General features: G+C 55.4%; 20 protein-coding genes and 4 pseudogenes. 10 read left to right on the forward strand and 14 right to left on the reverse strand.

Annotated elements, in window-relative coordinates:
* Positions 1-78: 78 nt before the first annotated feature.
* The 9 genes from IVA82_RS48535 to IVA82_RS17210 form a co-directional block, all read right to left on the reverse strand.
* Positions 79-378, reverse strand: coding sequence for a transposase (locus IVA82_RS48535; protein ID WP_256469668.1), 300 nt, complete (start codon positions 376-378; stop codon positions 79-81).
* 62 nt (positions 379-440) lie between these two features.
* Positions 441-704, reverse strand: coding sequence for a plasmid pRiA4b ORF-3 family protein (locus IVA82_RS17175; RefSeq protein WP_247385288.1), 264 nt, complete (start codon positions 702-704; stop codon positions 441-443).
* Positions 701-985: a transposase domain-containing protein gene (locus IVA82_RS17180; RefSeq protein ID WP_247385287.1), complete on the reverse strand. Its 285-nt coding sequence runs from the start codon at positions 983-985 to the stop codon at positions 701-703. Before IVA82_RS17180 ends, IVA82_RS17175 begins: the two co-directional genes overlap by 4 nt.
* Positions 986-1,037: 52 nt before the next feature.
* Positions 1,038-1,391, reverse strand: coding sequence for an IS66 family insertion sequence element accessory protein TnpB (tnpB, locus tag IVA82_RS17185; protein ID WP_247385286.1), 354 nt, complete (start codon positions 1,389-1,391; stop codon positions 1,038-1,040).
* A 34-nt stretch (positions 1,392-1,425) separates the two neighbouring features.
* On the reverse strand, positions 1,426-1,806 hold the full coding sequence (locus IVA82_RS17190; protein ID WP_247385285.1) for a transposase: 381 nt from the start codon (positions 1,804-1,806) through the stop codon (positions 1,426-1,428).
* A gap of 980 nt (positions 1,807-2,786) precedes the next feature.
* Entirely contained in the window at positions 2,787-6,089 is a 3,303-nt protein-coding gene (locus tag IVA82_RS17195; protein WP_247385282.1) for an NF038122 family metalloprotease, read from the reverse strand.
* Between the two features lie 884 nt (positions 6,090-6,973).
* Positions 6,974-7,420: a hypothetical protein gene (locus IVA82_RS17200; protein WP_247385281.1), complete on the reverse strand. Its 447-nt coding sequence runs from the start codon at positions 7,418-7,420 to the stop codon at positions 6,974-6,976.
* A 65-nt stretch (positions 7,421-7,485) separates the two neighbouring features.
* The gene (locus tag IVA82_RS17205) at positions 7,486-7,839 is read right to left on the reverse strand and encodes a helix-turn-helix transcriptional regulator (protein ID WP_247385280.1); all 354 of its coding nucleotides are present in this window, start codon (positions 7,837-7,839) and stop codon (positions 7,486-7,488) included.
* A gap of 249 nt (positions 7,840-8,088) precedes the next feature.
* The gene (locus IVA82_RS17210; protein WP_247385278.1) at positions 8,089-9,444 is read right to left on the reverse strand and encodes a hypothetical protein; all 1,356 of its coding nucleotides are present in this window, start codon (positions 9,442-9,444) and stop codon (positions 8,089-8,091) included.
* A gap of 221 nt (positions 9,445-9,665) precedes the next feature.
* Between IVA82_RS17210 and IVA82_RS48540 the strand changes: the two genes are divergently transcribed.
* Entirely contained in the window at positions 9,666-9,800 is a 135-nt protein-coding gene (locus IVA82_RS48540; RefSeq protein WP_256469666.1) for a hypothetical protein, read from the forward strand.
* A 130-nt stretch (positions 9,801-9,930) separates the two neighbouring features.
* Positions 9,931-10,119, forward strand: a complete 189-nt coding sequence (locus IVA82_RS17215) for a hypothetical protein (RefSeq protein ID WP_247385276.1) — start codon at positions 9,931-9,933, stop codon at positions 10,117-10,119.
* Positions 10,120-10,167: 48 nt separating this feature from the next.
* Here the strand turns inward: IVA82_RS17215 and IVA82_RS17220 are convergent.
* A pseudogene (locus IVA82_RS17220) lies at positions 10,168-10,985 on the reverse strand (IS66 family transposase); the annotation flags it as partial.
* A gap of 303 nt (positions 10,986-11,288) precedes the next feature.
* Between IVA82_RS17220 and IVA82_RS17225 the strand changes: the two are divergent.
* Positions 11,289-12,107: a hypothetical protein gene (locus tag IVA82_RS17225; protein ID WP_247385275.1), complete on the forward strand. Its 819-nt coding sequence runs from the start codon at positions 11,289-11,291 to the stop codon at positions 12,105-12,107.
* Positions 12,108-12,270: 163 nt separating this feature from the next.
* On the opposite strand, the pseudogene IVA82_RS17230 reads toward IVA82_RS17225, so the two are convergent.
* Positions 12,271-12,462, reverse strand: a pseudogene (locus IVA82_RS17230) (transposase); the annotation flags it as partial.
* Between IVA82_RS17230 and IVA82_RS17235 the strand changes: the two are divergent.
* The 4 genes from IVA82_RS17235 to IVA82_RS17250 all read left to right on the forward strand — a co-directional run bounded on the left by IVA82_RS17235 (position 12,446) and on the right by IVA82_RS17250 (position 18,718).
* Entirely contained in the window at positions 12,446-13,114 is a 669-nt protein-coding gene (locus tag IVA82_RS17235; protein ID WP_256469667.1) for a serine hydrolase, read from the forward strand. The pseudogene IVA82_RS17230 and the gene IVA82_RS17235 overlap by 17 nt on opposite strands.
* Before the next feature lie 422 nt (positions 13,115-13,536).
* Positions 13,537-13,914: a VOC family protein gene (locus tag IVA82_RS17240; RefSeq protein ID WP_247385272.1), complete on the forward strand. Its 378-nt coding sequence runs from the start codon at positions 13,537-13,539 to the stop codon at positions 13,912-13,914.
* A gap of 428 nt (positions 13,915-14,342) precedes the next feature.
* Positions 14,343-15,668 (forward strand): lanthionine synthetase C family protein, encoded by a 1,326-nt coding sequence (locus tag IVA82_RS17245; RefSeq protein ID WP_247385271.1) that lies wholly within the window; start codon positions 14,343-14,345, stop codon positions 15,666-15,668.
* A gap of 68 nt (positions 15,669-15,736) precedes the next feature.
* A complete protein-coding gene (locus IVA82_RS17250; RefSeq protein ID WP_247385289.1) occupies positions 15,737-18,718 on the forward strand; it encodes a lantibiotic dehydratase in 2,982 nt (993 codons plus the stop codon).
* Positions 18,719-19,308: 590 nt separating this feature from the next.
* On the opposite strand, the gene IVA82_RS17255 is transcribed toward IVA82_RS17250, so the two are convergent.
* Both IVA82_RS17255 and IVA82_RS17260 read right to left on the reverse strand, forming a co-directional pair.
* Entirely contained in the window at positions 19,309-20,835 is a 1,527-nt protein-coding gene (locus IVA82_RS17255; protein ID WP_247493424.1) for an AIPR family protein, read from the reverse strand.
* The gene (locus IVA82_RS17260) at positions 20,817-21,035 is read right to left on the reverse strand and encodes a hypothetical protein (protein ID WP_247493425.1); all 219 of its coding nucleotides are present in this window, start codon (positions 21,033-21,035) and stop codon (positions 20,817-20,819) included. Before IVA82_RS17260 ends, IVA82_RS17255 begins: the two co-directional genes overlap by 19 nt.
* A 795-nt stretch (positions 21,036-21,830) precedes the next feature.
* On the opposite strand from IVA82_RS17260, the gene IVA82_RS17265 reads away from it, so the two are divergent.
* A complete protein-coding gene (locus IVA82_RS17265) occupies positions 21,831-22,877 on the forward strand; it encodes a site-specific integrase (RefSeq protein WP_247385268.1) in 1,047 nt (348 codons plus the stop codon).
* 408 nt (positions 22,878-23,285) lie between these two features.
* Positions 23,286-23,543 (forward strand): annotated as a pseudogene (locus IVA82_RS17270) (transposase); the annotation flags it as partial.
* A 2-nt stretch (positions 23,544-23,545) separates the two neighbouring features.
* Here the strand turns inward: IVA82_RS17270 and IVA82_RS17275 are convergent.
* Complete coding sequence (locus tag IVA82_RS17275; protein WP_247493426.1) at positions 23,546-24,928, reverse strand: IS110 family transposase; 1,383 nt, start codon at positions 24,926-24,928, stop codon at positions 23,546-23,548.
* Between the two features lie 227 nt (positions 24,929-25,155).
* Here IVA82_RS17275 and IVA82_RS17280 point away from each other — a divergent pair.
* Positions 25,156-25,862 (forward strand): annotated as a pseudogene (locus tag IVA82_RS17280) (IS3 family transposase); the annotation flags it as partial.

Here is a 25,862-nt window from a genome sequence, read left to right on the forward strand (position 1 = left end):
TGCCCTGGGAATGGAAGCTCCTGCGCCGAGCCGACAAGCCCGCCGATCAGCAGGCTGCCTGACCTTCTCGCAACGCCATCATAGAGCTCGCCGTGCCCGCGCGCATGCGTCAATCAGGCGGTCTTCGTCGTATGCGTACATTCGAACTGGCACAAAGCCTGGAACGCCTGCTGCCGTCGTGAACTTGTGTCGCCATACCGTGAGTAGCCCACGGACAACGCCATTGCGCCGAGCAACCTCGGAAATATTGGCCCCTTCCTCGAAGCTCTCCGCTACGATCCGTGCCTTCTCTTCCGCCGTCCACCGCCGCCGGCGCCGCTCCCCGGTGATCAACTCGATACGACGATACGAACCGCCTTCCTGCCTGGCATCAAGCATGGCATCTGCCATCGATTCACTCCCAACGATCAGCTCATGCCAGGCTGTATCGCAGACCAAGCTCACGACCGCGAGGTGGGGACCTCGTGCCGGTTACCATCGATGGGCTGGGGACCAAAATCACCGTCGGGATCGGGGATACCCCAACGTCCTTCGCCAGCCACGAACTCAAAGAGATGGCTATTCGTCCAGCCAAACGCCGCCTGAAGCGTCAGATGCAGCCGATCAAGGCGCAGGCTAACGGGTACGACAAGGCACCGCATCACCTCCGGTTTCACGTCCTTGAGGGTCACCTTGATCCGCACGGCGGTCGTGTTGAGACTCATGCTGCCAGCCGCGGATCGTGTGCATGCATCGTGTAGGTCGACGACCACGGAAGCAGTTCGTCCAGTCGCGCCGCAGGCCAGCCATTGACGAGCTTTGCGAGGACGTCGGAGAGCCAGTGCTCGGCGCTGACTCCGTCAAGCTTTTCCGACGATCGACCGAACTGCGCATCTTTTGCAAGCTTGAGCAACCGCTCGAGCCTGGCACAGCGATCCAGCAGAGCCACGGCAAAGACACGCAGCTCGGCTGGATCGCTCGGCAGCTCATCAGGCAAATCACTCATTAGCCCGAGTCTGCCATGCTTCGCGCCCCGATGCAGCGAAGATTTTATATCCTTACGCAAGCGCTTTCGGCTGCGGGATTCGAGGTGCGTGCATGCGTGTCCAATCCATGCCGGCCAGAAGCGCCGACAACTGCGCGGCGTTCATCCGCATCACGCCGTCAACAACAGGTGGCCACTTGAAGCCGCCGCCCTCAAGCCGCTTCCAATACATCACAAGGCCACTGCCATCCCAGACGACAATCTTCACTCGATCGGCGCGCTTCGCACGGAAGACCACCGCCACGCCTTTCATCGGATCGTGACCCAGCGCCTCCTTCGCTAAGAGCGCCAGGCCATCCGCGCCCTTCCTGAAGTCTACAGGTCGGGTCGCAACGTAAATCATGAGGCTCGCGGGCGGCGTCAGCATGAACGTGTCCGTCGAGGCGCCAAGAACGCATCACTCAACACAGCAAGGCCAGGGGTTCCGCGCACCTCAACCCGGGCCCCTGGAGCTCAACCGTCACAACGGCTGCTTCCGGCGACCCGGTGGGCTCTGCGGCCGCCGATAGCGCCGATTCCGATACCACCGGCACGAACGACAGCGTGTCCGCCGAAGGCGGCAGTACCAACTGGCCCAAACGCGCCCGGCGCCGCCAGTCGTGCACCTGCTGGGGCCGGCAGCCATGCCGGCGTGCGATATCTGTTACAACCGCGCCTGGCTCAAGGCTTTCCGCGACAATCCGCGCCTTCAAATCATCCGGCCACTGCTTACGGCCTGCGCCGGCGTACACTTTGATACGCTGTGTCAATGGTCGTCTTATGTCGTCCGAATGGTCGTCCATTGTGAGCACCCTTGCAGAAGATGTACTCTTCTAACGGTGCTCCCAAGATCGCGCACAGACAATCTAAAGGGCCGCGGCGCTACGCTTACACTCGACATTGTCGCTAAGCCAGCTCAAAGGTTTGGGCGGGTCCCGGACGGTGTCCTTTTGGCTTGCGAACTTTCTTTGTCAAGTTCGACTCGCGGTTGACAAGCGGAAGCAGCGTCTTTTGCGGACCTTGAGGAAGATTTCAGCGGCGACGATTGATCCCGACGCTACTGCGTAGCGGTTAGGGCAATGTCTTTTTTGCGAATCTTTGACCGCGTTCAGGTGTTGTGCTCCAGAACTTGATTGCTTGATCGCAAGGAACGACACTCCATGCTAAACTTTCTAATTAATGTCTAAGCTAAAGCAAGTTCTCGCTTTGGTCGCTGGAGTTTTTGCGGCCCTACTGTATCTACAATATGCAATTCATGCTGGCCACCAGATGCATACCGGCATAACCGATCCGATAGTTGCAGATAACACCGGCTTGGTCACTTGTCCGATGGTGCTTCCTGAGAATGACAGATGGCATGTTCTGATTTCGGCTTCTCCGTCTTCGAAGAACCCGCACGGAATATACTTCTCAATTCCCGGCTCTCGCAGTGTGCCAGTAGATATGGAGAAAAACCTTGCTATCGATTTCGGTGACGGAACGTGCGGAAGGACTGCCTTGTATCCGGTTAATTGTGGAGAGATGGCTTGTTTCGGAGGCGCCGGCGCTTACCATATTTATTCCGCGCCCGGCGCGTATACCATACATCTTCTCGCACCAATTACTGGATGCGATTTGCAGGGTAGTAAGGCCTGCTCCTGGAAGCAAAGCTCTTGGGAGCCAATAGGAAGTACGAAAATTGAAATCAAACAATACCAAGCGCCTTAGCGCTCCAACATGGGACGATGAGTATTCCTGGATTGGGGCACGGTGACTGAAACGACGCAATTTAATTAGCGACGAGTCAAGCAAGCAGGTGGTAGTCAATTGATCCGCTCAAGTTTGTGGCCATCGTAATACTTGGGGGTGAAGTGGGGGTCCAACCTAGGACATCCATGATCTGAAGGTCGGTCGCCGTGACTATCTCTTTCTGGCCCTGAGTACCTGCACCGAAGGCGTCGATCCCGCCAAAAAGCTGAACAACACCCTTCCAATCAGCCATATCACCTGACTTTGGGTTGTCATTGAACTGGGAAGATAAAGCGGAGATCTGTCCATTGATTGAAAAAAAGGCGGCATGCCCAGGGTCGTAGTCGTGATGTCCGACGCCGATGAGAGGAAAGATGGTGGAGTAACGAAAAAGGTCCATCGTACTCCAAAAGGACCCCACATCCGGGCCAAGCCCTCCCAATCGTCCCATCTCTTCCGAAATTTCGTGTTCGAGCGCGCCAACAGCGTCGAATTTAAAAGCGTCCTTGCCTGTCGGATCACCGTTGTAAAAATACGATAGCTTGCTGTCGAGGTACACCGTCCCATCGAATGCATTGTCATTTGGGTCTGGCAGACCGAGCACCTTTTGCTCCGCGGGGGTCACAAAGAACCCTAAATTTGAGCTCGGATCGGATTCCGGTAAACTAGCAATGGCCGTTAGGTCGTCCGTGGTCGTCGCCGCTGCACCAAGGTGCTCCTTTAGTTGTTCATACCCAGTGTTTGATACTGGGTAACCCGTCGGCACATTTTTCGCGACAAAATCGGTCCCGTCTGAGTTTCCCGGCTCCGTAGCGAAATGCAAGTTGATCGTCACCGCGTCAGTAAAGTGGCTTTGAAAAAAGTTCTCTGCAGCGATAATAGCGTTGTGGTACGCGGGAGTAACCGTTGCGTCGTACTTGTTGTAGAAAACGAGGCCGCTGCCATGATACGTCACCCGCTCCCCTGAGGGCACGTCGATGCTTAGTGTTGAAACATCCGTTCCGCCGTGTCCATCGCTCACAGTGTACTTGAACACATCTGGGCCCGCACCGTCTGGCACCCTGGCCGTCTGTACGTAACCGTAGCTCCCGTCTGCTGCCAGAGTTAGAGTCCCATACTTCCCAATGATCGAGTGCCCGACCGCGCCCGCATCGCCTTGCACCGCACTAATGACCAAATGGCCTAGGTCATGCAAGTCGGGATCCGTATCATTGGCCAGGACGCCATCTGTAACGTCCGCGTGCACTGTCCCGCTCTGCGACGCGGTCGCTGTGTCGGTGGATGCGATCGGCTTGTCATCAGCGCCATTTATCGTGACGACGACTTTCTCAGTGACCAGGTTTCCATGATGATCATCGATCACGATCGGTGTTGTGACCCTGATGGTCTCGTTGGCTCCAAGAAAATCCAGCGCGGAATCATGGATCTTATACGCCCACGTCACTTTCTCCGTATTCGCATTGCCCGTTTGCGTGATCAAAAACGCCGCCGCTAACGTAGCAAGCTCAGCGGACGTGAGCTGAGGCGTATAGTCGTGCGTACTATCCTGCCAAGTGATTGTCTGACGCGGCTTATCGATGGTTGCGGTCGGCGGATTGACCGGATCGGGAACATTGAGCGTGATAGACCCGGGTGATGCCTGATCGATCGCACTGCCCCCGGTTACAAGCGGCCGCTCGCTGACCGAACCAGCGAGGGTAGCCCCGATAACGAGCGCGGGATACGGAACTTGTAGCGTGAGTGTAGAGACTGAGGTCGCGCCGTGGTCGTCGCTTATAGTATAGTGAAATACATCCTGCGCACCGACTGGTGCGTTATTTTTTGTTGCATAGGTGTAGCTGCCGTCAGCCGCGAGCGTAAGTGTTCCGTACGTTCCCTTAATCGGATAGCCGATCAGATTGCTCGATCCATTGACAGCGCTGACCTTCAGCGTCGGATTGTCGTGAGTATCGGGATCGATATCGTTTGCAAGGACACCATGGGCCTTACCGGCGCTGAACGTTGTTCCTTTCTGCATAGAGACGACATCTGGCACAGCAATCGGGGCGTCGTTCTCACCATGAACGGTAACCGTCGCGGTTGCCGTCGAGCTCGCTCCGTGGTTATCGGTCACCGTGTATGTGAACGTATCGGTCGTCGTTTCCCCAACTCCAAGGGACTCGAACTTTCCGGTCGGATCGTACGTGAACGTCCCGTCAAGGTTGTTGATAACGAGACCAGCGGTTCCGGTCGTGTCTTTCGAGAATGTGAAGGTGTCGCTCAAGTCGGCGTCCGTGAACAATGCTGTCAACTTCACCGGAAGGATGTTCGTGTCCTCGTTCGCGTCCGCGGCGATGGTCGATGCGACTGGAGCGTGGTTGACGTCGATTGCAGGTGCTTGCCACCGTAACTCCGGAAATTGGCCCGCTATGTCGAACCAGATCGTCGGGTCAAACCCCGCCGGCAAGGTGCCGGACTGCAATTGAGCGGTCGTCAGACCTATGCCTGCGGCACTTGCCGACTGGCCACTGGTTTCAGTATCCCAGTAGGATGCGATGACGCTATCTAATCCGGACTCTGCACCGATTAGCCCGCCCAACACAGAGCTGCCGCCCCTAACGAGTCCGGTTGCACCGGTTGCATAGGACTGCGTGACGGTGCCATTGTTGTAACCCACTAATCCGCCGATTTCGTTGGCGAAATTACTGGTGTCGAATGAAGGGTCTGTTGCGGCACTCGAATAAGAATCCGAGATCACTCCGTCGTTGTGCCCTACTAACCCGCCAATTGTGCCGCGACCACTTGATGAGAGTTGCCCACTCGAAGCCGTCCCGGTCGAGAATGACTGCGTGATGCTCCCCGTTGGACTGTTGTATCCGACTAGTACGCCAACACTCCCGCCGCTGGCGCTTCCGGTCGCGTATGATTGCGATACTGTTCCATAGTTGATCCCCACTAGTGCGCCAACAAAACCGAAGCCGCCGATATTGCCGGTCACGTACGATTCGGATACCGTTCCAAAATTCTCGCCGACAAGGCCCCCGGCATCCGAAAACACCGGACTACTCGCCAACTCATTTATCAGCCCGACATTGCGAACGGTGCCGGTCGCCCCAATCATTCCAAAAAGGCCCGCATCCGTGCGCCAGTGTTCCCGATCGATTGTCAAGTTACTGATCGTGTAACCTTGGCCATCAAATGTCCCCGTAAATGGATTTGATGCAAAGATCCCCGTGAATGGATTTGCTACGCTCCCGATGGGTGTAAAAGTGAAACCGGTAGCGTCGATGTCTGCTCCGAGCACGTAGTAGCCCGACAGATCATTCTGGATCGCCTGAAGGTCACTGATATTGTAAATGACGATAGGAGTCGTTGCCATGGCGTCGCTCCGGTGATTTGTAGTCGATGGTCCTAAATTGCTGTCGGTGATAATTCCCAGAACGGTTGTGGCCCCGGGCTAAGCATTTGCTGAGAGCTCGTCTTGCCCGGCCCGCACTTCAGCCAACCGCCAACATGATTTTCATTTTCGACGCTCACGGACTATGATTCTGAGCTTAGAGCTGCACGCTCGACACGCCGCATCAGTGGCAGGTCCCTTTTCCTGAATTGCTGTGACAATAAACCGTGTATCGCGCATTTACGACCGAGGCCGGTGCGCAAGTCTTGCCCACGTAATTCGAACAAGGAATTTGGGCGAAGCAGTTCGTAGCGCCCGCACTGCCCCAAATTTTGGTGCAAAGCGTTTTGCAATTGGCTTCGCACCAAGCGCCTTGTTGAACATGGCTTGCCCCGGCGCTGATGGAGAGTGCGGCAATGGCGAAAACGAAAACTGATCTAATCATGCTAATCCCCCATCCAATGAAATTGATGCGCAATGGGATTATCAGCGGCTAGATGGCTCGCAGCACGACGCTGCACTGCTGATTCTGATTCCGGGGCCGCAAAAGACGAAACACGCCGCTCTTGTCGTGCCTGCCGATGGCATCGATGCTGCCAGTTGGAGAAGCGGAGAGTTCGGTGTCTCGCCGTTTTGTGGGGCAACTGTCAGGCGCTCAGCTGCGCCTCTATTTAATGTGGTATCTATTGGACGATTTTATCTGAATAGCAAGAGTATTGTTACAATTAACTGCGTGGCATTTAATTCTCGCTTGGCTTTCCCAGCCAACTAGATAGACCCAGGATGCAGTCGATACCGATGTACGTTCAACGGGTTGCCAAAAAGGACATTCAATGCGGAGATTTGGCGCGGCTCTCTGCACGCGTCTATGCAGCTTGCCTGTCGATCGACTGAAAGAACGCGAGTCCCAACCCCGCTGCATCGAAAAGGCCCATTCGCCGGTCCTCACTCATCCAAGGTTTGCGAGGCGGCGGAACGTATCGCTCGAACGCGGGAATCTGCTTCGCAATTATCTCGGCCAGACTATGCTTGTTCGGACATTCGCGGCGCTCGAACACACCGCGAACCTGATCGCGCGAATATGCAAAAACGGGAATGGAGCGGTCTTTGGCAAGTACATTGATCGAGACGTTGAGAGTCGTGATCCACCGCGCTCGTTGCGTGCCGTGCTCGGAGGTGTCCTGAATAACGATAAAATTGGGCGCATAGCGATCGACAATTTGCTTGATACGCGGGAGACATCGGTTGCATTTGCGAGGTCCGCGTATCTCGCGTATTCCCCAATCGAACGGCGAGAAGTGTCCCTCGAACACGACGAATGCGAAGCCGCGCGTGTTTAAGTAGATTGAGAGAGTGAGCCCATGTCGACCGGCTTGCCTCATATTGTGCGAAGTGTTCGCGTCTCAGCTCGTTTCAGCAATCTCTCAAGAAAGTCCAGTTTGAATTGCGTCGTGTTTGACGGGTTGCCTTGAAGCTCCTCGTAGAGATCATTTGCGCGCCGAACCGTGATCTCATGAAGCTCCAACACCAGCCCGGGAAATAGCTCCGACGGAGTTGTGTCAAACAGCAACGCAAATATAAAAGGAGCCTCTAGGCTCGGTTTGCGCTTCGCGCCTTCAAGGCGCGAGATCGCAGTTCGGCACTTGGCTCCGATAAGAAAGGCAATCTCCTTTTGCGTGAAGCCAAAGCGGCGGCGAAGAGGTCGAATGTATGATTTGAGGTCGTGATGCATAGCGTCGTGGCCTTATGACAGGCACACACGCAATTATTCGCCTGAGAACACCTCGGTTCGAGACGCGAAAAAGTGCCGACTCGTCACCGAAATAAAACGCCGTACCCCATTGTGGCTCAGTCGATAGTGCCACGCTTCGATGAACGGAGTGTGGAGCGGGACAAGGGGACGTGGGGCGTTCGCATGGCGTGACCCCGAGCTCGAGATTGCCGAGCATCCCGCAATCGGCGCCGTTCTGTCGCGCACCCGCTACGTCCCCGAAGTCCCCATGTCCCCTTCTGTATCCATCATTACGTTATCGGCGAAAACATTCACGCCGTACCGTTCGCATAGAAGCTCGACCTTCTCCTTTTCGCTTAGCGGAACGACATACACCCCGTGGGATTTGTATGTCTGAAGATTCAGCTTGTTGCGCAGGATGCTTCCTATCCACCGGTTCGTGATTGGCCGCTCATATTCGGCGCCGTACCGATTGATGAAACTCATCGTAATCTCTCCGACGGCAAGTACGGGCCGCCTGGAAATCCACATCAGTTCAGTAACAATTTCCAGCACTTGGGCCTCCATCAGAAGACCGCGTTCAGCAATCATCGAGAGCTGGGTACGTTGCGCAGCCTCCTTGAGCTCGTCGCGAAGGGCCAGATCACCGACGACGCTGAGCAGTGGCAGCATGATCTGATTGATACGCGGTTCGAGTTTCGGATCTACAAGACTGGGATCGAGCTTGACCTCGTGTCTTCTATGGAAACGATACAGCAGCAGCTTGTTACGCAGCTCGCGTGCTTCCTGCTTGAATGTCTCAGGCAGATTAATGGGGATGTCGGCGCGTAAGGGCCGTCCGCCGGTCTCCTCCGTGATAAAGCGGCTTTCCAGCGCCCTGTCCTCGTACCGTCCTCGTGTGGCTACGATCTTTGGACCGAACACATGGAACGCTCGCGGATTGAACTCGCGCTGACCATTCATAACGGTGCGCAACACCGGAAAGCCACGCATGTTGCCATTGTTGAGAATCTTGACGAGTTCTGATCGTTCATCGCTGAAGCGGAAGTCCGCTTCGTCAAATATCAGCGTCCCACGAAACGCGTCGAGCGTGTGGAAGATCGGCGAGACGGTCGATGCTCCGCTCGCAAAGAATGGCTTGTAGCAGAGCGATCCAATTGTCAGGAGTGATCGAGTCTTCCCTGTACCGAAGTCCCCACGAAGCCGAAGGTACGGCAACTCGTTGAATGCGTCATACAGCCAGCTCAGGAGCACATAGTAGCAGGCGACCTGCTCAAATATCGGCGTTAGGTCGGCATATCGGTGGATAAAGCCGGCGATCTCGGAGATCAGGCTCTGCTCGCTTTCGTAAATCCGGGGCTCCCAAGGAAGCAGAACCACCTCATTCTTGATGAGATTATTATTTGGGGAGAATGGAACAAGCCGTTGTCCCGCCACGTCGACGGACCTTCCAAGTGTCCAACGTCCTGCAGAATACGTACCGAGGAGCGTAGTCCGCTCCTCTGGTCGGTACACGAGCTCAATCAGGGTACCGTCTTGGAGCACATCGGAAACCGTCGGCACCACGCGCCCACGATCGTTGCGACCTACACTGGCATCGTTCATGCGCCGACGATCGCAGATCATGGCGAGCACGGCGAGGCCCGGAGATGTGCCTCGTCTGGCACATTCACGAGCCTTGGCCGGAACGTCCGCGACGCTTAGCCTGTGGGCATATGGAGGGAATAACAGTTCATATCGGCTGGGAGTATTTCCTAGGGCTCTTAGGCGCATTTGTAGCAATAGCGTGGTATTCGAACGGCAGATTTACCGCGCTGGAAACGTCGATGGACTGGGTCAAGAATATGCTACTGGATTTGAAGAAGTCGATTGATGATGCAAACGTCAACGGGCGCGGCGGGGGGCCGTCAAGCGATAACGCCCAAGCGCACGAGCCGGTTAAACAACAAACACTTTGGTGAGACGGACTTAAGGAAGCGCAAAACATTGGCGACCGCAGTAGGGCAACTTCATTCCTGATGGGGTTGATATGTGGAGAGAACGGGACGCGGTTTACATCGTTTGCGGGGTCGCGAGTCAAAGGAGAAGCAATTGCCCAAGAACGCAACGAAGAAGAAAGCTGTGCGCAAGCCATATTCTGCAGCCGATAACAAACTGCTGAAGGCGCACTCGAAAGCAAGAACGCCCGTGGCGAAAGTACCGAAAACACTGAAGCGTTCAGAGGAGTCATTGAGGCAAAAGGCGCTATTCTTAGCTATTGGTCTGGGTCATCAACGGTAGAGCACCGCAATTTCTCGCCGCTCTCAAGAGTTGGCGCCCACCTCCGTGCGGTTCGATACCCATGAGTTTGCAGGTCTCGATCAGTGAGGCGATGACGGTCCAATGCTCGCCGCCGCCGTCGGGGCCCGCGAAGAGTGCGTTTTTGCGATTTGGTGCGATCGGCCGGATCGCGCGTTCGACCACGTTGGAGTCGATCTCGATGCGGCCGTCGGCGAGGAAGCGGGTCAGGCCCTCCCAACGCGAGAGCGCATAGCGGATCGCTTCAGCGAGTTTTGTCTTCTGACTAATCAGAGCGAGCTTGGCGCGCAGTCAGGGTTCAAGCTCATCGATGATCGGCCGGCTCCGCCGCAGCCTGGCCTCGCGCCTTTCCTCGGCGCTGCTGCCACGGATGTCGCTCTCGATGGCATAGAGCCCGGCGATGCGTTCGAGCGCCTCGCTGGCGATCGGCGCCGGGCCGGCCGCAGCGAGTTCGTAGAAGCGTCGGCGCACATGGGCCCAGCAGAATGCTCGCACGTCGCCGCGCTCGGCGAGTACGCGATAGCCGGCATAACCATCGACCTGAAGGGTGCCCGTGAACCCAGCGAGATGGGCGATCGGCCGATCCGCCTTGCGATCGGGCGCGTAGACATAGGCCACACCGGGCGGGTCGGCGCCACCCCAGGGGCGATCGTCGCGTGCGTAGGCCCACAATTGGGCCGGTCTTGGTCTCCCCGCGCCGGGGATCGAGCACCGGCGCCGTCGTCTCGTCGGCGAACAGCTTGGCCGAGCCCTTGAGCCTGGCGAGCAGACGCTCGTGCACAGGCCGCAGCGAAGGCGGCGCGGCCGACCCAATCGGCCAGGGTCGAGCGATCGAGCGTGATGCCCTGCTCGCCCAACGTGCAATAGAAACTCTTCACGGTCGATGCGGACGCTGGCCAAGCTCGTTCAGCTTTTTTGGCGCGGTGAAAGGCCATATTGTCTTGCCCGTCCCTGGCGCACCGACAATCAAGATTGCGCCATCGTTCGGCGCCTCCGTGTAAATGCGACGCTGCTCACGGTCCAAATCTCGCAAGGCCGCACTAGCCAAAATTGTCTGGACCAAATCTATTTAAAGCGGCAGACTTGGATCCGAACAATCCATTCGTGGAGCTGTCAGAGTATGGAGCTGTCAGCGTATGGAGTGTCGGAATATGCCAAAGCAAATTGGCCCAACCAATAGGGCTGCCGCTCAGCCCAGCCTGATGGATCTTTTGATCGTTTTCGTTTTTGACGCTGCGATCCTAATCTTTGTGTTTTGGATTTCCTTCAAGGCGTCGGGGTCTGACGCGTTTGATGATCTTCCTCCCTTCGTAGTTGGCTCGTATGGTTATTTTACAGCGTTAGCAACTAGCGGAGTTGGCTTAGGTGTGGTTGTTTTGGACACGTTCACACGCAAGACGCCACGACCGAACTATACAAAGTTATTTGCTGGCTCTTTAATCGCCGCTCTTTTACTTATCCTGACTATCACGCTGACAGTAGCCGTGGTGAACTCGATAGGCATTCGTCTGAAGTTTGGCACTTCGTCAAATCAGGCGACAACGTCAACGCAAGCTCAACCTCAAGCACCACCGCTAACTCAAAATGCTCCAGCTGCGCCTCCTGCAGAACCAGAACCATTTGTTAAAGTTCTTAAGCCTGCCGACGTATCTCGGTTGGGCACAATGCGAGAGATTAAAGTAACAATCACAGAAAACGGAACGGCACCGACGCGCGGCACATTCTTGTTGGAGTACAAATGGACCGGCTCTAGCGGCACCCAGAAAGGCTCACAGGGCTTCAGTTTAGTATTTAAGGGAAAAGGTGATGCCACGCTGGCATCGTTCCCATTTCAATTGGATAGGTCCCATTGTTACTACGGCGGCGGAAACTACGAGCAGAAAACCGGCATCCTGAATTTTGACCCGCGCCAGATCGAGGATGTGCAGATAATTCTCAACGAAGTGGTCGGGAGAATGGGGCTTTGCTAAGTGGGTAATGATCCAATTGGTCGCAGCAGACCAATGTATGAGTTACAGCCCACGCAGCGCTGAGCGCAGAAGGTTTGAAAGGCGCCTGAGCCTCATACAACGGCAGCCGGCCGCCACCGGAGGACGTCAACTCCCTAAGATGCGGACTCATTAAGGCGCAGCCTAGCCTAATTGACGCGAGCTGAACGAAGGCAAGGTAGTTGGCGGGGAGCCTGTCGTAGCGCGTTGCAACTCGACGACATTGTTTGATCCTGTTGAAGAACCGCTCGACCCGGTTGCGAGCGCGGTGGAGATACGGGCTGAAGCAGATCGGATCGCAGCGATTGCTTTTCGGCGGGATGTTGGCCCACGCGCCCTTCTTCACGGCAAGCTCTCTGATCCAGTCGGCCCCGGGGCCCATTGTCGGCGAGACCTATGGCGAAGGCTTCAACGCTTCGACGCCCTTACTCGGCTGGTCGATGACGAAGACCGTGAACGCTGCCCTGGCCGGCATGACGATCAAGGACGGAAAGCTTTCGCTGGATAAGAAGAATCCGTTTTCGCAATGGGCCGGCGACGCGCGCGCGGAAATCTCGGTGGCCGATTTGATGGCCATGACAAGCGGATTGGAATGGAATGAAGATCATGGCAATTCTCCCGACCTGGACCATTGGAGAGTCTTGCACGGGATGCGGCGGCGGCCGCCCGCTTGTCGCCCCGCCGCGCGGGGCGAAGGATTCAACCTCCCCGCCGACACCTTCATGTTGCAAGGGCACCTCCGCCAGGTGATCGCGATCATCCCCTCGCGTAAACTGGTGATCCTGAGTATGGGTTTAACGCGGGAAGATATTGGGTACAGCGTCGCGAAACTGCTGTATGCGATTGTCGCGGCGAGCCGATCGAATAAATCATGCAATTACTTCCGGGTTTGTGCCATAGCCCGTCGCGACATTTGCTGCGGTTGCACAAGGGCGGTCGGTATCTGGGCGAACCGGACATCGACGAAGATTTATGAGTACGCGCCCTAGATTGGCAACGGCCTCTATCTCCACCAATACTTCCGGCCTCGCAAATGGAAAGTTCTTTGTTGGTCCGGCGTTGCTCGGGACCACTTATTGAGAGCGAAGTTCTGTTGACCTTGCTGCAGTGCGAGCGCGAATCTGCTGGTGGATGCGCTCTGGCGTCGTGCGCTATTCTGGGCCGAAGCACTCTACCACAGGTACTAGTACCTTGACTTATCGCCTGGACGCGTCATTATTGCATGAGTATGGGAGATGTCAGTTGCGCTCGTTGTTTCTGACTAGTGACTGACCTAGGGAAGGTATTTAATTGAACTGCGGGGCTTAATTGCGTCGCCCCGGCTCGCCTGGTGTTTCACTAATTTCGATGCGAGCATAGTGTGAGTGGCCGCACGCAGCAGAATACCCAACATAGATGGAAGGGTCGCGCCATGAAGGCAGAATTCATAGACGTGATTTGTCTGCCGGTTCATGATCAAGAGAGAGCAAAGTCATTCTACAGTGAAGCCTTAGGCTTTGTCGTAGTAAGGGATACCCGCGGTGGGCCAACGCACAGCCGCTGGATCGAGGTGGGTCCAGAGGGCGCGAAAACGACCGTTGCACTAGTCGATGCTCGAACACGGAAATCGCCCGGCCCAGTTGAAGGTTTGGTGCTCAAAGTTAGCAACTTGGTCGAGTTTCGCGATCGGCTCGGACACCACGGTCTTCGTCCAAAAGAAATTACTGAGGAGACGTGGGGAGCGCACCTCACCTTAACTGATCCCGATGGTAATGAGTGGATTCTCGTTGAGCACGAAATTACTTCGTAAGTTCGGCAGGAGGGAGCCGTTATGGACAAGCTAGTTACACCTACGTCGACCCCCAACGAATTTCCGGGAACGCCAGGATTTGCTGCGTTAGCCGAAATACACGACGATGATTTTGACCTAGACATCAAACTTGAATTCCCCTCATTTAGCGATGGTTCAGATCAGGTCAAACTTGGCTTCCCGACCAATACCTGCATAACGTGCGGCGGATGCACCGGGCATAGTTGCGCCCCCACATCGTGCTGTGGCTCGGGCACGTGCCTTCCAACGTGCAGTAATTGCACAGCAGGCAGCGGCTGCCCAACCTCGTGCTGTACAGTTACTCTCACCTGTGGCCACGACTGCAAAGATAGCGGTGTTCCGGCGTGTAAACACACCTCGAACTGTTCCAATGATCCTAACTGCTCGCCGTAGTTCAACGAGGCATCATGATTGCTGCGCAGCAACGGGCAGATGCAGCAACTGCAGCAGTTGAAATTGCGAACAGACTACGAGACACAGTACAAATTGAGCGGGCTGTTGCTGTTGCATCGAAGCAATCCCGGTACTTTCTGTGGAGTAGCTATGGGTTTGGTTCAGGGAATGCCGGTCTATCCCTGCTTTGGGCGCATCTAGACCGTTGCTGTCCGAATGCCGGATGGGATAAGCAGTTTCACATCTCGCTAGATCTTGCGACCAAAGCCGCGGAAACTCATGGTTTGGCCACCCCAAGTCTTTTTTCCGGCTTGGCTGGACTAGCGTTCGCCGCACAGTATGCATCGAACGGCTCTCCCCGCTACCGTCGCTTACTGACCACACTCGACACACACATCTGCGCTTTGCTGAGGCCGAGTATCAGCTTCTTTCGAAGCGACTCTCCAGCGTTTGGCGCGCCAGTTGAGTTGTTCGATTTAATCTCTGGTCTTAGCGGAGCAGCGGCGTATTTGCTGACGCGCTACGGCACTGCCCGCGAGGTCGATCAAACAGTAGAAGAAATCTTGCGCTGTTTCGTTGGCTTGGCCTCGGAGACAAACGGTCTTCCAGCTTGGCACACGCCGCTTCACTACACTCGATCTTATGATTCTATGACGGGTTCTTTTCCGCAGGGTTTCTTAAACTGCGGGCTGGCGCACGGCATTCCGGGTCCATTAGCTGTCATGGCGTTAGGCCACAGGTATGGTCTACCTATTGAAGGGCTCGCTGAGGCTATCGAACACATTGCAACATGGCTATTGGAGCATCGGCATGACGATGCGTGGGGTATGAACTGGCCAAGCGGAGTTGGTCTCGACGTGACACAAAGCGGAGTCAGTGTGAGAGCTGCATCCGCTACAGCTCCATCTCACGCTGGCTGGTGCTATGGAAGTCCCGGACTTTCGCGATCTCTATTCTTGAGCGGGTTGGCACTGAAGAGCGAGAAACTGTGCTCCGCCGCCGTTGAGGCCATTGAGGCGGTGATTAGGAGACCATACGAGATCAGAGCTCTGAGATCATCGACCTTTTGCCATGGCATTGCCGGCTTACTTCAGGTGGTGCTTCGCTTTTCCAAAGAGGCGCCACGGGAATCCCTTCGAGCAGGAGTCGCTGAGCTCGCGTCGACGCTACTGTCTATGTATGATCCTCAATCCGCCTTTGGGTATCAGAGTTACTCGAGCGAGGGCCTGATGATCGACAGTCCGTCTCTGCTGGACGGTGCTGCCGGTGTTTCTCTCGTACTGTTGGCAATAGGGTTTGACGTCGAGCCGGTATGGGACCGCGCTTTCTTGCTGTCCTAACAAGGAATTTGGAGGCTTAGTTGGGCAAGCGCAATGGAGGCGAACTTTACATCCCCATGAGCCGCCTAATGCTGCGGTCTCCCTCGTTACCGATCCAGACCCTTACTTCGCGAGCCTGGCGGACGGCAGGCGATTTCACCAGCGACGCCGCCTTCAGTCTGGCGCTCTTGACCTCTAGTCCTTCGTTACATGCGCGACTTGAGGAAGTGCTTGAGCGTGGAGAATTCGATGCTCGTTTACTGGCAAAGCTTAGGCGCGTTCTGACCCGAATGTCGGCTCGGCCTACGCCGTTCGGTCTTTTGGCAGGAGTAGCATTTCCTAAGTGGGGGAGCCAAACCGACCTTCTGCTTACAGACAGCGGGCGCTGCCGCACTCGAGTGGACATGGACTGGATAGTAGACCATGTCAAAACGCTGGAAGCTGATGTCGATATCCAGCGCAGCATACGGTGGATAAGCCATTCAGCGATTTGGCAGCACGGCGGAAGAGCAATCTTGTCAAGAGGTGCTGACAACGAGCCCGCGGCATCGATCGCGTGCACAGCACCAGTTCGTCTCATTTTTGAGCAAACAGCTAGTCCCGAGTTATATGGGCAGATCCGCGACCGTGTTCTCGCGAACGTTAACTCTGCAACGCCAGAGAAATTTCATAAGCTGTTCTTGGAGTTGCACCGGCTTGGTTTCTTATTCTCAGAGCTTATGCCTCCGATGATAGGTACACGTGACCCGCTGCTGTGGGTAATCGATCGCTTGCCGGCTAACGCAGCTGGACAACGCGAGCGCACAGTGCTGGAGAAACTGAGGGGCGCTGTCAGTCGATGCGACATCGGAGCAGTGCCTGATCGTATAAAGTCATTTAGGGCGGCATCTGCATTAGCTCGGGAAATCCGAGCTCATGAACGGCCGTTTCCATTTCAGGTCGACTTACGACTTGGCACGAAAGGAGAAGCGTTAAACCAGACGGTTGGGCGAGAGGCTGCTCGGGCAGCGCAATTGCTTATCGAGATATCGGGCTCTTCGGCTTCTTCTGCCTCTGCTCAGCGATACCACAACGCCTTCCTCTCGAAATACGGCGAAGGGCGCGAAGTGCCGTTCTTGGAGGTAGCTCATCCCGAATGGGGATTAGGGCTTACACCTCTCAGGTTTGGCAATGCGGGAGCATCCGGCAACACCCAATATTACCGGCGAGAATATGTTCTACATGGTCTCGTTCAAAAGGCGCTTCGTGAAGGAAGAATTACCGCCGACCTAGATGAAGAAGAGATCAGTGTACTTCGTGCGGGCGCTGCGCCTGTTGAAACCTGGCCAATTTCTGTTGATCTGAATGTGTTTCTCTTGGCGGAGTCGTCGAGCTCTATCGATGCCGGGAATTTTACTCTTTGTCTTGCTCCAAATGTGGGAGCTTTGAAAGCCGGGCTTCACTTCGCGAGGTTCGGAGATTTGTGTGAAGATGCCGTTCTAGCCGTCCTCAATGAGAGTGCTGCTTGCGAGCGGGAGCGAGCTTCGTTCCGCGAGGTTGTTCAACTTAACTTTCTGCCAACAAAGGCCCGATTAGCCAATGTTGTATTACGTCCGTCACTTTCTAAGCGAGAGGCGAACTTCGGCGTTTCAGCGAATGTTGAGCCAACGAATACGATTCGACTAGAAAATCTTTTGGTCGGCAGCGAAGGTGGCCGCCTGTATGTCCGAAACTCTGGATCGAACAAGCGGCTCGCATTTGTTTCGGATTGCATGTTGAATCCTACTTTGGCGCCTCGAGAGATCCAAGTTCTGTTAGCAATAACTTCCGATCCAGTAGCGTATCCAACGTCATTTCCCTGGGGCGCGCTGTCAGGCGCGGTCTTCTTACCTCGTGTGACATGGAAAAAGACCATTCTTCAGTGCGCGCAGTGGAACCTGCGCGCGCAGCCAAAGTCGAGCACCGAAGTCTTCAAATGTTGGTTTCGGGAGTGGCGAGATCGATGGCTGTGCCCACAGCACATCTATCTCTGTTCGGGCGACCATCGACTACTTTTAGACTTGGAAGACGAGTCGCAAGTAGAGGAATTAAGGAAGACACTTACAAAAGAGGGGGCCGCGATACTTCAAGAGGCGGTGCCGTATGCAAACGACGCTTGGTTGCAAAGCCAAAAGGGATCACATGTTACCGAATTGGTGATACCTTTGCGGTTAAGAAACATTGAGGCTCTTGAAGCTCAGCAATTGCCGATCGAGAGCAAGAGCGGCCTCTCGGCAAATTTGAGATTTCAGCGCTTTAAACCACCAGGAAGCGATTGGGTCTTTTTGAAGCTGTACGGACCACCAGCCGGTGAAGACGCGATCATCTCGGGTGGACTGCGCGATTTGTGGAAAAGGCTACCGTCGGACGTGAAGTGGCACTTTGTTCGATACGCTGACCCCCGTCCACATCTACGGCTCCGATTTCAAAGTGAAGCCGAAGGCTTTGCCAGCCATATGATTTCCGAACTATCGCGCTGGGCGACTGAGTTGCTGGCGAAAGAGCGCTGTGAATCTTTTTCATTTGACGTCTATGAGAGAGAGATCGAAAGGTATGGGGGCCTCCCGGTCATTTCAGCAGCCGAATCCATCTTCGCTATCGATAGTGGCCTTGCTGCTACCCTCATAGCTGGCGGACAGCTATCGAACGCAATGATCTTGAAGGTGTTCATTATTGACAAATTACTAGAAAAGCTGGGCTTCGCGTCCGACGGTCGCATTTCATGGTTGAAGGAGTTTGTGGACCTTACCCAAGGAGATGGGGTCGTCTATCGAAAGCATAAGAAAGAGATCGTCGAGGCACTCTTGAGCTCGCCGGAAGGTGCTCTTAAGTCCGCATCTGACTGGTTAGACGCTCATACTCATTCGTTCGCACACCTTTCCGAATGCATTAACAGCGCGAATTGCTCGGGTACACTGACTCAACCTCGCGCCGCAATAAGTCGAAGTATCATCCATATGCATTGCAATAGGCTATGGGGATTGGACGGGGAGAAAGAATTAGAAGCTCTTCGCTTACTCCGAAGGGCCAGACAACAAATCTTGCATCTGTAACTGGCAGTAGTTCCTGCTGAGAGCGCAGCAATTTCCTAGGATACTCTCAACAAAAAGGAACAAGAGTGGCGACACGATTGCGCTGATGACGCACCTGTTGTGTCGGCGACGTTCGCAGCCGGCACGCTTGCGCGCGTCGATCGCAACGTCACGTCGATTCCCGCGCTGAGAGACAGACTTGCCGTAGTGCGATTTTGCCGACAATCCTGCTGCCCATGGTGGCTGGGTGCGTTTTAGACTAGCCGAAGGGACCGCGGGTGCGGTATGAGGAAGGAAGTGGCTCTATCTTCCCGTTTCGTAAGCTTCCGAGGAAGGACGTCTTGCGACGGGCTGGACGCGGCCACGGATATCGCTCTCGATGGCATAGAGTCCGGCGATGCGTTCGAGCGCCTCGCTGGCGATCGGCGCCGGGAGCGCCACCGAAGACGAAATGGATTTTGGCCAATAATCTTCCCGCGACTGGCCTCGTCACGTGTCGGTACAAATGGTAGCTACTTCAACGCCGAGATGCGAACGCAGGTGCCTTAGCGTATCAAGAAGGAGTTGCGTTGGTTTTAGTGGCAACTAAATCATCAGCTGCACGCTCAAAATTACAAAACAGTTTTAGCTGCGGACCTCAATTTCTGCGGCATTGAGTTCGGGAACAGTCGGCCAACGTATCCCTGAGACTTGAAGTAGTTGACGAGGGTTAGTGGAGTTCCTTGGCGCTTTCGGTAGAGCTTATCTTCAATCGCGAAGGCATCTCGAACATAGTCTATTATTTGCTTCACGAACGCCCGCCACTTCGGTGACTGCTCATCTAATTCCTTTTCAAGTAATTTTGTTAGAGTGTCAGAACCCCATTCAGCATTTGCGGCCTCCAATGACCTAACAATAAGAGCAAATAGAGTATATTTCATCTGCTTAGCAGAAATCCTTATATATTGCTTCTCTTTCGAAAGCTGATTGACTTGTCTTCCTAGAACGCCATCAAGAATGAAAAGCTGATATGCCGTTTCGGGCGAGGTTCTCGTTATCTCATCGTAGCGGCCTCCCTCGAATAGAAGCGCTGGGTTTTTGGCCGCAACTGGTCCGAGCGTTTTGTTGTCCCAGTAATACGCAGCTATGAGCTGTGTCAGGCGTTTAAGTTCGGGGCCCCGCGAAATCTTGACGCTCTTCAATGCCGTCCGTCGCTCCGTCCACTCTCGTCTGCGGCGCTCATAAAAAAGTTTCTTAGTACGGAAATGTCGTGACAGCTCCAGCTGAAAATCGTCGTTCGATACCAAATCCCATTTCTTGATGTTGTTCTGGGAGTTGCTCCGAAGAGCGATTTGACGAATTATTTCCTTCCGGCGCTTCACTTGCTGTGGAAGGTTGTTCGAACCTAGAGGCGGAATTTCGATTATGCGGACCATCACTCGCGCGGACTTCGAAGCGGCGGGGTTCGCAGCATCTCGAACGCTGTGAAGAGTTTGAGAGCCGTTAACAACTCTAGGGTTGGTGATTACGATCTCGTGCTTTCCTTGGTGAGAAACATGCTTTTCGCACAGGATAGTGATGCCGTTATTGCTGTAGGCAAATTCCTTTGGGTGCTTTTGAAAAGTTTCCGCTATCGCTTCGTTTACTTGCGTGTTGCCAAGCCAAAGTCGCACGTTACGATTAAAGAGCAGATCATATTGGTCGTCTTTCATGTAGGCAACAAAGTCAGTCAGTCGCGCGAAGACTATCGACGTAGGCACCTCCGTCTCACTTTGATCAGCAGAAAGAATGTTGCTTATTCCAGTTAGTAGTAACGGCGGTGTGAGCGGCATCGCATTTTCGACGTAATCCGCCATGAACTGCAATACGTCTTCTAAGTGAAACACCTCTACATCATAGTTTTTGATGGCTTGAATTTGAGTATCGTTGCGCTTGTGATTTGTCAGAAAATAGAGGCGCGCATGGCCTTCATCATAGTAGTCAAAAAGTTTCGAATAACGCTGTCGCAACTCCTTTCTCACTAGGTTTGCTAGATAGTTTGAACGGTTCGCCTTGTTCTTGAACGCCTGCCAGAAGGCGGTAATCTCGCTATAAAAAGCGGGCGGGGCGGTTGAGTTATACTTTTCTGTGAATTTGGTGTTTAGAATATGGTGTTGCACTTCTCTGCCGTTTGTAGTTGTGAAAAATTGGTCGACCTTCGCGTCGCCCGACCATCTGAAATAAAGATATCTCTAGGTGTATCAAAATAAATATTAGCGAACCAGCGCCCTAGAGCCTGTGGAGGCCGTTCTCCGTTCTCAGCGCCGACTTCCTTAATCCGCTGCAGCATGGTGTCGAAAAGCTGTTTATGTTCGTACATGCCTTCTCCTTCGTGTTCGTAACATCAAGTTGACACGCGTTCTGCATGCCCCAAAGTGTCGAGGATGCCTTGATATTGTAAGTGATCGGTCCCGCGTCAGACGCAACAGAAGAAACGAAAAGTCTATGCAGAAGGCTACAGCTTAGCAAAAGTATCGGCAATGTTCCTCGCGACCATGGCAGCTCGTGGCACAAGGAGGTGCGTGCGCGATAACAAGCCACGGCGGGCTGGAAGTACCGGGTGATCAAATAGCATATTCGGCCTCCGCCAAGCGGAGAGCAAGGCGGCCGCGGCCGGAGGAATACTAAGTAGTAGCAACAGTGTTTCTTGTTGCGAAGTTGTCACGACCCCGCGCCTGGCCCTCGCAAGGGTTGGCACGCAACATGCCTGCATGCTCCAACCCCGCATCAATGATAGAGTTGAAACGCCAGCCGGTGATGACAAGTTGCCGGCGCCGGATCGTTCTTTGAAAAATGCAGACTGTTCCACACCCGATGTAGAGCTGTTGACCATCGCTGAAGTGGCAGAGCTTCTGAGAGTGTCGGCTCCTAGCGTGCGACGCCTCCAGCAGCGGCGACGAATTCCCTTCGTCAAGATAGGTGGCTGCGTGCGTTTTACCAAAGGCGACATCATGTCGTATCTAGCGAAGCAGCGGGTGCAAGCAGTCGACTAACTATATCTATGGCAGTACGAACTATAAGGAAATCATGGTGGGTTGACTTCAGGGTTGAGCACACGCGTTACAGAAGAAGAAGCCCAGAAAATTCGCGATCCGGAGCGCTCGCTTATGAGGCGATGCTGCGGCAAAAACTGGCGCGCGGTGAACCGATTGAGCGTAGGTCGGACGAAGCGGACAAGGCGCAAGCGTTCGAGCAATTCGCGCTGAAATGGTTTGAGGAATACGTGATTCCGAACAACAAGTATTCCGAGCAACGAATAAAGAAATACGTTCTCAGCGGCGCGCTTATCCCCTTCTTCGGAAAAATCCCTGTTGGCCAAATTACCGGCCGACATATCGAGCAATATAAAGCGCGGCGAGTTAAGGACGGGCTCGCGAACAAGACGATCAGAAACCACCTGACGGTTCTGAGCAAATGCTTGGTTACCGCCTATGAGTGGCTGGAGCTCGATTCCAAACCGCCAAAGATCCAGTGGCCTAAATGTCCCCCGCCACAGACAGACTATCTCTCGTCGGACGAATGCGAACTGCTATTGTCGCACGCCAGCGGCGTCGTTCGTGAGATGATGCTGATGGCGCTCAGAACGGGAATGCGACAGGGAGAACTCAAGGGACTGCAGTGGTCTTCGATTGATTGGCAGAACATGAACGTGACCGTCAGGCACTCCAGATGCGACCGCGCCAAGGCCATTGTTTCTCCAAAGAGTAACCGGATGCGGCATATTCCGCTCGATGCTGATGTCTATGAGCTGTTATACCGAAGAAGGAGCAATACGGGATATGTGTTCTCGGATGCGAATGGAGAGCCGTTCAATCATGACCGGCTGAGCTACCGGATGGAGAAGGTTTGCAAGAAGGCTGGCCTGCGGAGAATTACATGGCATGTTCTCCGTCACACATTCGCCTCGCACCTTGCAATGAGGGGCGTGCCGCTGCACATCGTGCAGACGCTTCTGGGACATTCAACCATTACGATGACGATGAGATACACGCATGTCGCCCCGTCCGCATTGCGTTCAGCTATAGACGCATTGAATCCGCGACGGCTGATTACTCTGGATCATGGGCAACCGGCGGGCAACTGGTGGACCGAGGAGACGAAACAGAACACGACCAATCAAATTCCAGCGCCTGTTTCTGAGCTTAATCCTCGGCTGGCCTGAACATCTACTCTGAGGTTCGAGTCCTACCCGGGGAGCAAAGTAGCTTGCGGCGAGCGAGCGTTTCTTAGCAGGAAGATCAAGCATTTTCCGACACACTGTCGTACTCACAAACGATCAGCGTTAGTCGCATTTCATCACCTTTTGGGCAACCCGTGGGCAACCACGTAACATTACTAAAAAGAACGATACGGCAAAGTTGATGAAGGATGCCGCAAAACGCCGCCATACGGCGGTAACGAGCAAGCAAACAAAAGCCCAATCGATCAAAAAGCGAAAACTCTCCATGTTGGCTGGGTATTGACGCTTTCTCGATCGATGAGAAGAGCCGGCTCCGGAAATCTGCACAGGACGTTAAGTGGAGTTTCTGCCTGACGACGGGCACGATAGGCCCGCGAATCAGGAGAGACGATGAGCAGACGAGCACGCCGGAATCACTCACCGGCCTTCAAGGCGAAGGTGGCTCTGGCCGCCGTCAAAGGCGATCGGACGATAGCCCAACTGGCCGAGCATTTTGACGTTCACCCCAATCAGATTACGGCGTGGAAATCGCAGCTTGAGGGCAATGCTTCCGGGATTTTCGGACCAGGGGGCGGGCCGCCGGCCGCGCCCGCAGTCGATGTGAAGTCGCTGCATGCCAAGATCGGAGAGCTGACGCTGGAGAATGATTCCTAAGAAACGGCAGCACCAGCTTTGGGCTCCACTGGCTGGAGAACAAACCCGAATGCCTTGGCACGCCGATGCAGATTGTTGACGACTCGCGTGCGGTAGCGCGTCTCGTAGGATGAGGCCCCCGGATCGACATACTCCATTCCGTGTCGCACCGCGTTGTAGAATAGGACTGCGATCTTGCGGGCCGTGGCGGTCACCGCCTTGGCCTTGCCGATGCGGGACGAGAGGCGCCTGTAAAAGGCGCCGAGCGCGGTGTCAGTGCGTCCGACGGTGACGGCAGCGAGGCGCAGAAGAGCCGCGGCCCGACCGCCGGATCGGCGCGTTCGTGACGAGAGCACTTTGCCGCCGGAGATCTTATTGCTCGGAGCCAACCCCAGCCAGGAGGTAAAATGCTTTGCACTTGGCCATGAGGTAAGGTCGTCGCCGCATTCCGCGATCAACTTCAGCGAAAGGTAAGGGCCGAGGCCGTCGATCATAGTGATGTCCTTTCCGAGCAACACGAACAGCGCCGCCCGGACGTCGAAAGCCAGAGCGTTCGCCTGATCGGTTCTGTTCCGACGCCGCGAGACTGGCGGTGCGGATCCATGATCACGACCCCTGTGGGTGCTGAGTTCCTTCAACACAGCTTCGATCCGGACATCGCAGGCAGATGCCTTCTCGCGATAGGCGTCGTAAAGGGCGAGTGCCTGATCGAGCGCAAACAGATGCTCGGCACGGTAGCTACCGGTGAGCGCCTTCGCGATCGTCTCGGCGCTGGAGTGGCAGCTGTAATGGCGTAGGCACGCCAGCGCCTCAGGATCGCGCTCGCCGGCAAGGATCGCGCGAATGATGCCCAGGCCGGTCGCACCGGTGATGTCGGCCACAACGTGGTGGAGTTGAAGATTCATCTCAGTCAATGCTTTCTGCATATGCTGGATGTGTGAAGCCGCGTACTCCAGCAGACGCTCCCGCTGACGCACGTAGGCTCGCAGTTCGGCAATCTGCCCTTTGGGTCGAAAGCTGGCTCGCAGCAACCCGAACGAATGGAGCCGCTGCAGCCACTGCGCGTCGCTGACATCGGTCTTGCGGCCCGGCACGTGCTTGGCATCGCGCGCGTTGACAAGAAACACGGTGAACCCCCGTGCATCGAGAAGCTCGAAAATCGGGATCCAGTAGACACTGGTCGATTCCATGACGACGGTCTCGACGCCGCATTCTGTAAACCAGTCGACCAGCCGATGCAGATCAGCCGTGAAGGTACCAAAGCTGCGTACTGGCTCAGGTGCGCGATCTGCCCTGACGGCAGCCATGTGCATGGTCGCGCCAATGTCGATGGCAGCCGCGTTCGGGTGCACCATGGGCATCGTGCGGTCGGCCCTGGATTTCGATTTGTTGCGGTTCATCTCCAATCCTCCTGCTGACACGGCGGAAGGGCTGGGCTGCGCAATTTATTCAGATTCCTAAACGGGATCGCCGGATGGCGTCACCACTCTCAAGTGCGCAACAACCCATGGACCAGGTTTTTTAACGGGGTCACGTGCCACCAAAATCGTATCGGCCGCTCCCTTCCCGTCGGCAATCTAGCGCCGGCCGTTTCTATCCTACAGGGGGAGCGCAGCGCCGCGCATAGTTTTTTAGAAGGAGCGCTCACCAAGGCGGGATTGCTGAGCGCAAAGCGATGATCGACCGTGGACACGATCTGTCGATCACCAGGCAGGCGGAAGTTTTGAAGATCAGTCGCGGCAGCGTTTATTATCTGCCGCGTCCGGTGTCGTCTGCCGACCTCGCGATCATGCAGCGGCTCGACCGGCTGCATCTGGAGTTTCCTTTCGCCGGTTCGCGCATGTTGCGAGGCCTGCTGGCTGCCGAGGGGAGCAAGATCGGCCGCCGGCATGTGAAGACGCTGATGCGGCGGATGGGGATAGAGGCGCTCTATCGCCGTCCGCGCACCACCAAGCCCGAACCGGGCCACAAGATCTATCCGTATCTGCTGCGGGGTCTGGCGATCGAGCGGGCCAATCAGGTGTGGGCGATGGATATCACCTACATCCCGATGGCACGTGGCTTCGTCTATCTCGCCGCGGTGCTCGACTGGGCGACCCGCCGTGTGCTGTCGTGGCGGCTGTCGATCACCATGGAGGCGGCGTTCTGCGTCGAGACGCTGGAGGACGCGATGGTCCGTCACGGCAAGCCGGAGATCTTCAACACCGACCAGGGCAGCCAGTTCACCGGGGCGGCCTTCACCGGCGTCCTCGCCAGCCACGGCATCGCGATCAGCATGGACGGCAAGGGCGCCTGGCGGGACAACGTCTTCGTCGAGCGGCTATGGCGCAGCGT

The sequence above is a fragment of the Bradyrhizobium sp. 142 genome, assembly GCF_023074015.1.
Taxonomy (GTDB): domain Bacteria; phylum Pseudomonadota; class Alphaproteobacteria; order Rhizobiales; family Xanthobacteraceae; genus Bradyrhizobium.

Bases quoted from the DNA above. Each gene is read 5' to 3' on its own strand.
- IVA82_RS17235 (WP_256469667.1), top strand. From the start codon at position 12,446: ATGTTGGCCCACGCGCCCTTCTTCACGGCAAGCTCTCTGATCCAGTCG.
- IVA82_RS17190 (WP_247385285.1), bottom strand. From the start codon at position 1,806: ATGGACGACCATTCGGACGACATAAGACGACCATTGACACAGCGTATC.
- IVA82_RS17205 (WP_247385280.1), bottom strand. From the start codon at position 7,839: ATGCATCACGACCTCAAATCATACATTCGACCTCTTCGCCGCCGCTTT.
- IVA82_RS17240 (WP_247385272.1), top strand. From the start codon at position 13,537: ATGAAGGCAGAATTCATAGACGTGATTTGTCTGCCGGTTCATGATCAA.
- IVA82_RS17210 (WP_247385278.1), bottom strand. From the start codon at position 9,444: ATGAACGATGCCAGTGTAGGTCGCAACGATCGTGGGCGCGTGGTGCCG.
- IVA82_RS17260 (WP_247493425.1), bottom strand. From the start codon at position 21,035: ATGTACGAACATAAACAGCTTTTCGACACCATGCTGCAGCGGATTAAG.
- IVA82_RS17225 (WP_247385275.1), top strand. From the start codon at position 11,289: ATGCCAAAGCAAATTGGCCCAACCAATAGGGCTGCCGCTCAGCCCAGC.
- tnpB (WP_247385286.1), bottom strand. From the start codon at position 1,391: ATGCTGACGCCGCCCGCGAGCCTCATGATTTACGTTGCGACCCGACCT.
- IVA82_RS17180 (WP_247385287.1), bottom strand. From the start codon at position 985: ATGAGTGATTTGCCTGATGAGCTGCCGAGCGATCCAGCCGAGCTGCGT.
- IVA82_RS17250 (WP_247385289.1), top strand. From the start codon at position 15,737: ATGCTGCGGTCTCCCTCGTTACCGATCCAGACCCTTACTTCGCGAGCC.
- IVA82_RS48540 (WP_256469666.1), top strand. From the start codon at position 9,666: ATGGACTGGGTCAAGAATATGCTACTGGATTTGAAGAAGTCGATTGAT.
- IVA82_RS48535 (WP_256469668.1), bottom strand. From the start codon at position 378: ATGCTTGATGCCAGGCAGGAAGGCGGTTCGTATCGTCGTATCGAGTTG.
- IVA82_RS17245 (WP_247385271.1), top strand. From the start codon at position 14,343: ATGATTGCTGCGCAGCAACGGGCAGATGCAGCAACTGCAGCAGTTGAA.
- IVA82_RS17265 (WP_247385268.1), top strand. From the start codon at position 21,831: ATGCTGCGGCAAAAACTGGCGCGCGGTGAACCGATTGAGCGTAGGTCG.
- IVA82_RS17275 (WP_247493426.1), bottom strand. From the start codon at position 24,928: ATGAACCGCAACAAATCGAAATCCAGGGCCGACCGCACGATGCCCATG.
- IVA82_RS17175 (WP_247385288.1), bottom strand. From the start codon at position 704: ATGAGTCTCAACACGACCGCCGTGCGGATCAAGGTGACCCTCAAGGAC.
- IVA82_RS17195 (WP_247385282.1), bottom strand. From the start codon at position 6,089: ATGGCAACGACTCCTATCGTCATTTACAATATCAGTGACCTTCAGGCG.